At 75.6% G+C, this 11,260-nt stretch carries 7 protein-coding genes; 2 read left to right on the forward strand and 5 right to left on the reverse strand.

Going from position 1 to position 11,260, the window contains the following annotated elements; translation table 11 throughout:
* Window positions 1-45: 45 nt before the first annotated feature.
* Window positions 46-1,635: a phage tail sheath subtilisin-like domain-containing protein gene (locus B100_RS0121315; RefSeq protein ID WP_024886439.1), complete on the reverse strand. Its 1,590-nt coding sequence runs from the start codon at window positions 1,633-1,635 to the stop codon at window positions 46-48.
* Between the two features lie 809 nt (window positions 1,636-2,444).
* Between B100_RS0121315 and B100_RS0121320 the strand changes: the two genes are divergently transcribed.
* Window positions 2,445-3,839 (forward strand): ricin-type beta-trefoil lectin domain protein, encoded by a 1,395-nt coding sequence (locus B100_RS0121320; RefSeq protein WP_024886440.1) that lies wholly within the window; start codon window positions 2,445-2,447, stop codon window positions 3,837-3,839.
* A 30-nt stretch (window positions 3,840-3,869) separates the two neighbouring features.
* Here B100_RS0121320 and B100_RS0121325 read toward each other — a convergent pair whose 3' ends face one another.
* The 3 genes from B100_RS0121325 to B100_RS0121335 form a co-directional block, all read right to left on the reverse strand.
* Entirely contained in the window at window positions 3,870-5,921 is a 2,052-nt protein-coding gene (locus tag B100_RS0121325) for an AAA family ATPase (protein ID WP_024886441.1), read from the reverse strand.
* Window positions 5,918-6,562 carry a Pvc16 family protein gene (locus B100_RS0121330; RefSeq protein ID WP_024886442.1) on the reverse strand — a complete coding sequence of 215 codons (645 nt, stop codon included), beginning with the start codon at window positions 6,560-6,562 and terminating at the stop codon, window positions 5,918-5,920. The genes B100_RS0121325 and B100_RS0121330 overlap by 4 nt, the downstream gene beginning before the upstream one ends.
* A 154-nt stretch (window positions 6,563-6,716) precedes the next feature.
* Window positions 6,717-7,463: a helix-turn-helix transcriptional regulator gene (locus B100_RS0121335; RefSeq protein WP_486585670.1), complete on the reverse strand. Its 747-nt coding sequence runs from the start codon at window positions 7,461-7,463 to the stop codon at window positions 6,717-6,719.
* Window positions 7,464-7,777: 314 nt separating this feature from the next.
* On the opposite strand from B100_RS0121335, the gene B100_RS34085 reads away from it, so the two are divergent.
* Window positions 7,778-10,720, forward strand: a complete 2,943-nt coding sequence (locus B100_RS34085) for an AAA family ATPase (RefSeq protein ID WP_051490029.1) — start codon at window positions 7,778-7,780, stop codon at window positions 10,718-10,720.
* Window positions 10,721-10,915: 195 nt separating this feature from the next.
* Here the strand turns inward: B100_RS34085 and B100_RS34090 are convergent.
* On the reverse strand, window positions 10,916-11,260 hold a 345-nt coding region (locus tag B100_RS34090; protein WP_486585671.1), incomplete at its 5' end, for a heterodisulfide reductase-related iron-sulfur binding cluster.

Below are 11,260 nucleotides of genomic sequence, written 5' to 3' on the forward strand. Positions count from 1 at the left end.
GGAGGGGCGGAGTTCGCGGGGGAGAGCGGAGTGCGGGGGGTCCCCCTACTCCTCCAGCTCGCCGTTGCCGCTGGAGAACTGGGCCAGCCGGAAGATGACGAACTCGGCGGGCTTGACCGGCGCGATGCCGATCTCGCAGATGACCCGGCCGAGGTCGACGGACTCCGGCGGGTTGGTCTCCTCGTCGCACTTGACGTAGAACGCCTCCTCCGGACGGGCGCCGAAGAGGGCGCCCGAGCGCCACTCGTTGACGAGGAAGGCGGAGACGTTGCGCCGGATCCTGGCCCACAGCTGGTGGTCGTTGGGCTCGAACACCACCCACTGGGTGCCGATCAGGATCGACTCCTCCAGGTAGTTGAAGTACCGGCGGACGTTCAGGTAGCGCCAGGCCGGGTCCGAGGCCAGGGTGCGCGCGCCCCACACGCGGATGCCGCGGCCGGGGAAGGCGCGGATGCAGTTGACGCCCACCGGGTTGAGCAGGTCCTGCTCGCCGCGGGTGATCTGGAGCTCCAGGTCGACGGCGCCCCGCACCACCTCGTTGGCGGGCGCCTTGTGCACCCCGCGCTCGAAGTCGTTGCGGGCCCAGATGCCGGCGATGTGACCGCTCGGCGGGACGGTACGGCTCTGGCCGCTGGCCGGGTCGAAGACCTTGATCCACGGGTAGTACAGCGCCGCGTACTTGGAGTCGTAGCCGGCGGTCTCCTGGCGCCACACGCGGATGTCGCGGGCGTTGAGGCCGGGCGGCGGGTCGATGACGGCGACGCGGTCGCCCATCAGCTCGCAGTGCGCGATCAGGCCGAGCTGGACGGCCTTGACAGCCTCCAGGTCGATGTCGCCGCGCTGGTAGGCGGCCATCAGGTCGGGGACGGCGACCATGGAGATCTCGTCCACGGCCTCAAGGCCGCCGAAGCCGGTGCGGTCCGCCGAGTCACCGACGTACTGGGCGGGGCCGGGCCGGCCGGCGTCCTCGGTGGCGGCCGGGACGGCGGGCGCGGGCGCCGGGGCGGCGAGCGCCACGGTCTGGTTCTCCGGGCGCGCGAGCTGAGCGGCGGGGGCCGCCTCCTGCACGGTGATGAGCTTGGAGCGCTCCTTCACCTGCGTGACGACGTAGGTGCGGCTGCTCTTCTTGGCGCTGACGTCGAAGGTCTCGACGGGCCGGTCGCCGTCCTTGACGGTGAGCCGGAACCGCTCGGCGGGGCCCTCGCCCTCGGGGTCGGAGACCTCGACGCTGAGCGCACCGGACCCGGCGGCCACCGCGGTCACGGTGAAGGTGCCGAGCTGCTGCGGTGTCCCGGAGGGCAGGGCGGCCCGCGGGGCCGAGCCGTCCACCTCGGCGGGCGCGCCGGACGCCTCGCCCGACACACCGCCGGGGGCGCCGCCGACGCGGACCACGTAGGCCGCGCTGCCGCCGTTGTTGAAGAAGCCGTAGACGGAGTGCGCGAGGTAGTACCCGTCGGTGAAGGCACCGAAGGCGGCGACGAACTGGGTCCAGTTGGTGACCAGGGTCGGCTCGTTCAGCGGGCCGGTCGGGGCGAGCCCCACGAAGGCCGCCACCGATGTGCCCACTCCTTCGATGGGGCGCGAGCCGCTGGCCACCTCCTCGACGTAGACGCCCGGCGACAGGTAGGACGGCATGCTCTGCTCTCCTCGGGGTACGAGTCAGGTCTGTACGCACCTTCGCGCGCGCAGCGCGCCGACCGGAACGGCTGCGAGTGCCGTGCCCGGGGCACCACTGCTGCCCGGAAGGGCAAGGTGCGGCGTGGCTGCCCGCCAGTTCACAGCCCGTCCCGCGACGGCCCGGCAGCCTGCGAACCGACGTGTGTCCGCCGTCGGAGCCGGCCGCCGAGGGACCGCCCGAGGCCCGGCTGCTCGCCCCGCGGCGCGCGGCGGGGACGCGGCGGTGCCGGACCGGGCCGTGGCGCGGCGAAACCCGCCACCGGCATGACGCGCACCGCGACCACGCCCGGCCGTGCGGTGAGGTTCCCTGGTGCACGAGGGGCGGCGCGCCCCCGGCCGGCCCCTGGTCGCGCCGGTGCCGGACCGGACCGTGCGGCGGGCGCCGTCGTCCGGTGCCGGACCGGCGGGCGGGTGACCGGGTTCGCCGGCCGCTTCGCGCTCGGTGCCCAGGGCAGGGGAGTTGGCTGCGACTCCGGCACCTGAGCCCGGGGACGGGGCCGGTGCCGGGCCGGCGGGCGGGTGAGCAGGTTCGCCGGCTGCACCGCGCTCGGTGCTCAGGGCAGGGGGGAGGCGGCTCCGGCTCCGGTGGCTGCCGACGCCCGCTCCGCTCCCCCCCAGGGCAGGGGAGCCGACTCCGACTCCCGCGCCTGAGCCGGTGACCGGCGGCTGCCGACACGCGGCCGGGGGCAAGAAGAGGGCCTGGCAGGGCACTTGACGCTGCCCCCGGGGCTCCTGACGGTCGCCGGGGAAGCCCGTAGCGTCGACGCGTGAGCCTTTGGACTTCTCTTGAGCCGGCGTCGACGACGGTCGACCCCGGCGCCGGCACGACGGTGCGGCTGCGCGTGCGCAACACCGGTGACGTGGTGGACGAGTACCGGTTCGAGCCGGTGGGCGACCTCGCGCCGTGGGCGCGGGTGGAGCCGCCGTCGCTGCGGCTGTACCCGGGCACCACGGGGACGGTCGAGGTGTCCTTCACCATCCCGCGGACCCCGGACGCGGCGGCGGGACCGCACCCGTACGCGGTGCGGATCACGCCGACGGAGCACCCCGAGGCGACCACCGTCCCTGAGGGGAACGTGACGGTCACGCCGTTCACCGAGGTGCGGGCCGAGCTGGTGCCGCCGGTGGTGAAGGGGCGGCTGCGGGGCAAGCCGGTGCTCGCGGTGGACAACGTCGGCAACACCAAGGTGACCGCGTCGCTCAGCGGGAGCGACAACGGCGACCAGCTGTCGTTCGACCTGGACCCGGGCAACGTGCAGATCGAGCCCGGGCGCGCGGCGTTCGTCAAGGCGCGGCTGAAGCCCCGGGAGATCATCTGGTTCGGTTCGAAGCAGGAGCGCCCCTACACGCTGACCGTGCAGCGGTCGGGCGTCGACCCGCTGGGCGTGGAGGGCACGTTCGTCCAGCGCGGCTTCCTGCCCGGCTGGCTGGCCACCGTGCTGGGGATGACGGTGGCGCTGGCCGTCGCGTTCGTCGTGATCTGGCTGACGTACAAGCCGGACGTGCGGTCCCTGGCCACCGAGAAGACGGCGCAGACCGACGCCGCCGCGATCCCCGCCCCCGACCCCTCGGCGTCCGCGCCGATCACCCTGCCGAGCGCCGGGGCGTCCCAGCCGGAGCAGCCGCCCCAGCAGGAGAAGCCCGCCGACACCGGCGGGGCCCCGGACAGCGGCGGCTCCGGTGAGAAGGAGGAGGAGGAGAAGCCCGCCTCCGGTGGTGGCGGCGGAGGCGGACAGAAGCAGCAGTCCCAGTCGCAGCCGCTGGTCGGCAACTTCATCGTGGGTGTCGGGTCCGACCGGTGCGTCACCGTCCCGCTGAAGAAGGGCAAGGCGCAGGACGGCACCGGTCTGGTGCTGCAGGACTGCGACCCGAAGGCCCCCAACCAGCGGTGGGAGTTCATGGACGACGCGAGCGTGCGCTCCATGGGCATGTGCATGGACGTGGCCTGGGGCTCCCGGGACGACGGCGCCCTGATCCAGCTCGCCCGGTGCACCACCAATCCCGCGCAGGACTTCGTGATGAGCGGTGCGGCGGACCTCGTCAACCCGCAGGCGGACAAGTGCGTGGACGCCATGTGGAGCGGCACCGCCAACGGCACCGGCCTGCACCTGTGGACGTGCGGGGGCACGCCCAACCAGAAGTGGACGGTGCGCACGCCCTGACCGGGCGCCGCACCCCGGCGGCCGGGGCGGCTACCAGGTGCCCTCGCCCGGCACCAGCCGCCCCGCCTTGCGGTACTCCCGGCGCGCCCCCTCCAGCAGGTCGGCCGTGGTGACCGGCCCGCTCCGGTCCGCCGCCGCGTAGGCGGCGGTGACCACGGCGCTGCGGATGGAACCGCCGGCCAGCTCGAAGTCCCGTGCCACCTGCCGGGCGTCGATGTCGTCCGCGCACGGCACGCGGGAGAGGCTGTGCCGCCACAGCGCGAGCCGCTGGTCGGGGTCCGGGAACGGGAAGTCGACCACCAGGTCGAGCCGCCGGGTGAACGCCTCGTCGATGTTGGCGCGCAGGTTGGTGGTGAGCAGCGCGATGCCGTCGAAGGACTCCAGACGCTGGAGCAGGTAGGCGCTCTCCATGTTGGCGTACCGGTCGTGCGCGTCCTTGACCTCGGAGCGCTTGCCGAACACCGCGTCCGCCTCGTCGAAGAGCAGGACCGCGTCGGTGCGGTCCGCCTCGGAGAAGACGCGCTCCAGGTTCTTCTCGGTCTCGCCGACGTACTTGTCCACGACCGAGGACAGCCGTACGACGTAGAGGTCCAGGCCCAGTTCGGCGGCGACGACCTCGGCGGACAGGGTCTTGCCGGTGCCCGAGTCGCCCGCGAACAGGCCCAGCACACCGTGCCCCCGGCCGCCGCCGGCGCTCAGCCGCCAGTCGCCGAGCACCCGGTCGCGCAGCCGGGCCCGCCGGGCCAGCTCCCGCAGCTGCGCGAGGGGGGCCTCGGGCAGCACCAGGTCGTCCCAGGTCACCGCGGGGCGGATGCGCCGGGCGTGCTGTTCCAGACCGGAGGTCGACTGCTGGCGCGCCGCGAGCCGGAGGTGGGCGGGGGCGAGGGCGGTGCCGTCGAACGCGGCGAGGCCCCGGGCGGCCCGCACGGCCCGCGCCACCCGGTCGGTGCTCAGGTGGTAGGAGGCGACGGTGGCGGCGAGGTCGAAGCCGAGGGTGTCCGTCCGGGCGGCGGAGCGATCCGCGCCGTCCCCGTCGTCCAGGGCGGCGGAGCGGTCCGCGCCGTCGCTGTCGTCCAGGGCGGCGGCCCAGGTGCGCACGGCGTCCGCGCCCAGCCGGGGGGCGTCCAGGACGAGCGGGTCGTGGTCGCACCACTGCGGGTCGTACGGCCGGGGGCCGGTGAACACCACGGTCACATCGGGCACCGACAGTGCCCGCACGAGTGCCCCGGGGTCGTCCGGCAGCGCGGAGACGACCACGGCGAGGTTCCGCAGCCGGGCCTCGCGCACCAGGGCGGCCAGCGGCTCGTCGGCGTGCGGGCCCCTGGGCGTGTAGTGCAGGGCGCCGCCGGGCAGGGCGCGCGCCGCGTGCGCGAGGCCCTCGCCCTCGCGGTGCTCGCGCAGGTAGACGGTGAGGGGTTCCTCGGCCAGCCGCGCGGCGAGCCGCCCGGTGAAGGTGTCGTCGCCGGGCGTTCCGGCGGTGGCCGGGAGGGTGAGCGGGCGGACCCGTACGGTGAGGGACGCGTCGGGGGTGTCGTCGCCGAGGAGATGGGCGACGAGCCGTCCCGGGACGCGCAGCGAGCGGCTGAGGAACGGGCGTTCCGGCTCCTCGACCTCCAGCAGGGCCAGCGCGCGCAGGGGTGCGCAGGGGTGGAAGACGGCACGCGCCTCGGGACGGTGCACGGGGGCGCCGCACAGGTCGAGCGCGAGCCCGGTGGTGGCGCGGCGGCGGCCCACGTCGTCGTTGAGGTAGCCGTACAGCGGCTCGAAGGAGCGGTCGAGGTCCGGGGCGAGCGCCGCGACCAGCACGGCGGTCTCCAGCGGGCGCAGGCCGAGCCGTCGCGCGAGCGGGCCGAGCCGGTCGCCGGGGGGCTCGTCGTCGGCGGGTTCGTCGGGCGCGGCCGGCGCGGGGGCGGCGTTCAGGTGGTGCCGTACGGCGTTCTCGTCGAGGTAGAGGCCGCGGAGCGGGTCGCCGGCGGTCGGGTCGCCGGCGGAGCGGTCCCCGACCAGCCGGGCGACGCGTTCGCGGAGCCGGGTGACGCGGGTGAGGAGCGCCTCGGCCGGGTCGTGGAGCGGGCCGTTCACCGGGTGCGCCGCCCCCGCTCGACGTGGTGCGGACGGTGGTGGCGGCCGGGTGCGTCGTCCTGGACGCCGTCGACGGAGCGGACCCGGACGACCGCGCCCTCGGTGACCGGCGGTCCGGCGTCGTACTCGGGGTAGGACGGGAAGGGCACCAGCACCACCAGGTCGAGGGACGGCTTGAGTTCCCCGCCGAGCGCGGACCAGATCTCGGCGAGCGACCGCGACTCGGTCTGCGTGCCGGCCACGGACAGGGAGATGGACAGGCCCAAGGACGCCAAGGTGGGCGGCAGTTCGTCGGGCGGCAGGATCTCGCGGGGGAGCAGCGTGGCGATGCAGGCCGCCAACAGGCGGTGTTCGTCCTGGGGTTGCCGGGTCCAGGCGGTGACCAGGTACGACAGCCGGAACCAGCGCGGGGGCATCCGGCGCTTCACCACCTGGCCGCTGCCGTCGGTGACCGGGACGGTGCCGCGTTCGCGCCGGGAGACCTCCTCACGGATGTCGTAGAGGTAGGCGTTGAGGGTGGGCGCGTTGCGGCGGGCCGCCCAGTCCCGGGTCGGGGCGTCCAGGGACACCTCGATGCCGGAGCCGGTCAGGGCGCCGCTCGTCAGGAGGCCCTTGAGGACCTCGTCCACCTCGTGGATCACCGTCGTACTCCTGCTCTGCCGTTGCGCGGCTCACCGGCCGCCGGACCGCCGGGCTCCCCCGATGGTGCCCAGGCGCGCGCGAGGCCGTGCCCCGGCCCGCACGGGGCCGGGGCACGGCGGTCTGCCCGAGGGGTCAATTCGGCTGCCTGTACGGTCAGATGTAACCTTCCCGAAGGGCGTACGCGACGGCGTGCGCCCGGTTGCGGAGGTGCAGCCGGGTGGTGATTCCGTGCAACACGTTCTTGACCGTCCGCTCGGAGTACGAGAGCTTGCCGGCGATCTCGCCCGTGTCCAGCCCCTCGGAGACCAGTCGCAGGACGTCCACCTCACGTGCCGTCAGGCCGGTCGCGGGACCGCCGGCGTGACCCGCCGAGGTGCGGTGCATGGTGCCCACGCGGTTGATCAGCCGGCCCAGCAGGTCGCCGGGGAGGTCCCCGTCGCCCCGGGACGCCGCGACGACGGCCCGCACCAGCCGGTGGGCGGTGGCCTCGTGCCGCCAGACGATCGCGCCGACCCCGCACTCCACCACGTCGAGCAGTTCGTTCTCCCGGATCGCGCCCACCACCAGCACGGCACGGCTGCCGTCGCTGCGCACGAGCTTGCGCATGCGGGTCAACAGGTCTTCGTCGAGGTGGTCGTTGACGAGCAGGGCGACGGTTCCGGGACCGGGGCGTCCGTCCTCCACCAGTTCGATGACCGGGTGGCGGCGCAGTTCGCTGGCCGCGCCGGCCCGGGAGATGGGGTCCTGGGCCTCGACCAGCACGGGGATGCGGCTGCCGGGCCCGGTGGGCGTGAGCGTGGGTGTGGCCGTCTCCGGGTTCCCGAACGAGCTGTGCAACCGATTCCCCATACCCGACCGTGCGGGCACCACCGGGGCGACCGCGTCCGACGCTTCGCTCACACACTCCTGTGGCGGGTGGGACGCGGGCAATCGTGGAGAACCACGAGACGCACCACGAGATCACGCGGTGCCCCGCGCGCCGGGACGGTGGCCGGGCCGTGGCTCGGCGGGAGTGGATCACGCCCCGGTGCGTCCCGTCCATACCCGTGGCGGGGATTCACACCTTCTTACCGTTCCTTGCCTCAACAGGCCGTCGACCTCGGCCCGTCGGGGCACCTGAGGGGCCCGGCGCGCGTCCTTCAGGAGGGGAGCGGCTGCCCCGCCGCCGTCCCCCGACCACGATCCGCCCGGCCCAGGAGGAACCGTTGCCCTTAGTGGACCCCCTCAGCGAACGGGACGACGCCCTGCGCCTGCTGGCCGCCGAGGCCGAACGGGCCCGCGCGGGATCGGGCCGGCTGGTCCTGCTGCGCGGCGCCACCGGCACCGGACGCACCGCCCTCCTCAGGGCCGCGGCGCAGCAGGCTTCGGGCCGGGGGATGCGGGTGCTGCGGGCCCGTTGCACCCCTGAGGACCGGGGCACGGACTGGGGCGTCGCCCGTCAGCTCTTCGGTGAGGAGGCGGACTTCCTGCAGGACGCCCCGGCGGCGTCCGCCCAGGCACCGGCGGCCCACGCCCCGTCGGGGCACGCCCATACCCAGGCGGAGCCCGGTCCCACCCCGGCCGAGCGGCGCCGGACCCGGGGGGCGCTGCTGTGGCGGCTGCTGGAGACGTACGCGCGGCGGACGCCGCTGTTCGTGGCGGTCGACGACGTGCACGCCGCCGACCCGTCCTCACGCCGCTGGCTGACCGAGGCGGCCCGGCTGGCCGACAGTCTGCCGGTGCTGCTGGTGGTCACCGAGCGCAGTCAGTACGACATCGACCCGGCCGCCCCCGGCCTGGCGCACGGGCTGTCCCCGGCCTTCGTGCACACCCACACCCTCGCCCCGCTGAGCGCGGACGCCGCCACGGGCCTGGTGCGGGCCGCCTTCCCGCAGGCCGCGCCGGACCGGGTGACCGACTGCGTACGGGCCGGGGCGGGCAATCCGCTGCTGCTGCGCGCCCTGCTGCACGACCTGTCGTCCTGGAACGCCGACGACGACTCCGCCCGGCCGGCCGCGCTGCCGGACACCTGCGCGGCGCTGTACCCGGGCGCCTACCCGGACGTCGTCTCGTGGTGGCTGGCCGGCGCGGGCGGGGCCACGGCCAGGGTCGCCCGCTGCCTGGCCGTGCTGGAGAGCGCGGAGTCGGACGCGGCGGCCGTGCGTCCCCCGGCCGCGGACGGTACGGCGCCCGCGCGGGACTGGTGCCCGGGGTACTGCCCCGACGAGCGCCGCGACACCCAGGCACGGATCGCCGCCAGGATGGCCCAGGCGGACCCGGACCGGGTCACCGGCTGGCTCACCGCGATGACCCGCCTCGGCCTGCTGCGGCGAGGGGAGGACGGCCTGCACCGGTACGCGCACCCGCTGCTGCGGGACGCCGTGCTCAGCGGCTGGACCAGCGGCCGGCGCCGGGAGGCGCACCGCTCGGCGGCCGAGGAGCTGATGGGCGAGGGCGCCCCGGCCGGCGTGGTCGCCGGGCACCTGTTCCACGGCTCCGCGGTGGCCGAGCCCTGGGCGGTCGACGTCCTGGTCGAGGCGGCGGGGGAGGAGGTGCGGGCGGGCCGGCCGCGCTGCGCCGTGGCGTACCTGCGGCGCGCCCTGGACGAACCCATGGCGCCGGTGCGCCGGGCCACCGTGCTGATCCAGCTCGGTTCCCTGGAGTGCGCCGCGCACCCGTCCGGCGGCCTCGCCCGGCTGGCACAGGCCGTACGGCTGCCGGGCGAGTCCCGGGACCGGGTGCAGGCGATGGTGGCCCTGGCCACGGCGCTCGCCCGCAGCGGGGAGACCGGGGCGGCGCTGCGGATGCTCCGCGAGGAGGAGCAGCGGCTCGCGGGCCGGCCCGGCCTGGTGCGTACGCTGCGCGCGGTCGCCGTGCTGATGTCCGACGCCACGCCGGACGCGCTGCGCCCGGAGCACGAGGCGCCGCTGCCCGAGCCCGAGGGGGACGGCCCGGACCTGCTGGACGCGGCCCGGCGGATGCTGGCCGTACGGCACGGGGCGACGGCCGGGCTGATCTCCTCGCGGGACGCGATGGACCGGATCCGCGCGCTCACCGACGCACCCGCCGACCCGCTCGCCGTGCCGTTCCTGTTCGGGATGGCGGCGCTGGTGGCGCACTGGGCGGACGAACTCGACGAGGCCGAGCAGCTGGTGCGGCGGGCGCTGGATCCGCTGGGGTCCTTCCTGCTGCACCCGATGCACCACATCCTGACCGACGTACGGGTGGACCTCGCGGCGGCCCGCGCCGACCACGACGCCGTGCTGGCCGAACCGAGCGCACGGACCCCCCGGATCCGCTCCTCCGGGCCCGGGCCCACGAGCGCGCACACGCAGGCCGTGATCGCCCTGGTGGAGACGGGACGGCTGGAGGAGGCCGCCCGGCTCGTGGACGGCTTCGAGCTGCCGACCGCCCCGGACTCCTGGCGCACGCACCGCTTCCTGTACGCGCGGGGGGTGCTGCGCGCGGCGGCCGGGGAGCCGGCGGCGGCGCTGGAGGACTTCGAGGAGTGCGGCCGGCGGCAGGCGTCCCGCGAGGCGTACCTGTCCGTGGCCTCCCCCTGGCGGGTGGGCGCCGCCGAGTGCCTGCTCGCGCTCGGCAGGCCGCACGAGGCGCTGGCGCACGCCGAGGAGGAGGCGCGGCTCGCCGAGGTCTGGCACACCCCGAGGGTGCGGGGGCGCGCGCTGCGGGTGCTGGGCGAGGCGACGGGCGGCCGGCGCGGGCTGCGGCTCACCGGCAGGGCGGTCGCGCTGTTGCGCGGGACACCGGCCGACGCCGAGCTGATCGCCGCGCTGATCGCCCACGGACGACTGCTGCTCGCCTCTCGGGAGCGCTCCCAAGCGCGGGAGACGCTGTACGAGGCGGTGGAGCGGGCCGAGCGCCTGGGCGCGGTCCGGCTGCGCGGGGTGGCCGAGGAGCTGCTGCACGAGGGCGGCGCCCGGCGCGCCGGGGCCCCGCGTACGGGTCCGGCCGCGCTGACCGACAGCGAGCGCCGCATCGCGGGCCTGGCGGCGGAGGGCCGTACGAACGCGGAGATAGCGGCGTCCCTGCACCTGGCCCGCCGCACAGTGGAGACCCACCTGACGGCGGCCTACCGCAAACTGGGCATAACCCGCCGCACAGAACTCCCCGCAGCCCTCCCCCCGTCCCCCTACGGCCCCCCGGCCCGGGCGAGCTGACGACGACGCCGGGCGTGGCCCCTCGACGGGCCGTGGTCCGCTCAGGGTTCGGAGAGCCGGCCGGCAGCCGGCCGCAGCGGGGGCGCGGGGCGCGGGCGGCCCGGGCGGCGCACCCGGCCCGGGCGACTTGACGGAGGTCCGGGATGCCGAAAGGGCCGCCCCTTCCGGGGCGGCCCTTTCAGTGCGTGCGGGGCGTTACTTCACCGGTTCCGGTTCGGGAGCCGGCTCCGTCTCTTCCTCGCCCGCCGGGTCGATCGGCGTCTTGACGGACTCCAGCAGCAGCTGGGCGACGTCGACGACCTGGATGGACTCCTTGGCCTTGCCGCCCGCGGCGGAGCCGTTTTCGGCCGCGGCCTTCTTGCCGTTGACCGAGTCGGTCAGCATGACCAGGCAGAACGGGCAGGCCGTGGAGATGATGTCCGGGTCGAGGGAGAGGGCCTCGTCGACGCGCTCGTTGTTGATGCGCTTGCCGATCCGCTCCTCCATCCACATCCGGGCGCCGCCCGCGCCGCAGCAGAAGCCGCGCTCCTTGTGGCGGTG

This window comes from Streptomyces sp. CNH189 (assembly GCF_000527195.1).

Excerpts from the sequence above, each read along its gene's own strand:
- B100_RS0121315 (WP_024886439.1), bottom strand. The coding sequence starts at position 1,635 with ATGCCGTCCTACCTGTCGCCGGGCGTCTACGTCGAGGAGGTGGCCAGC.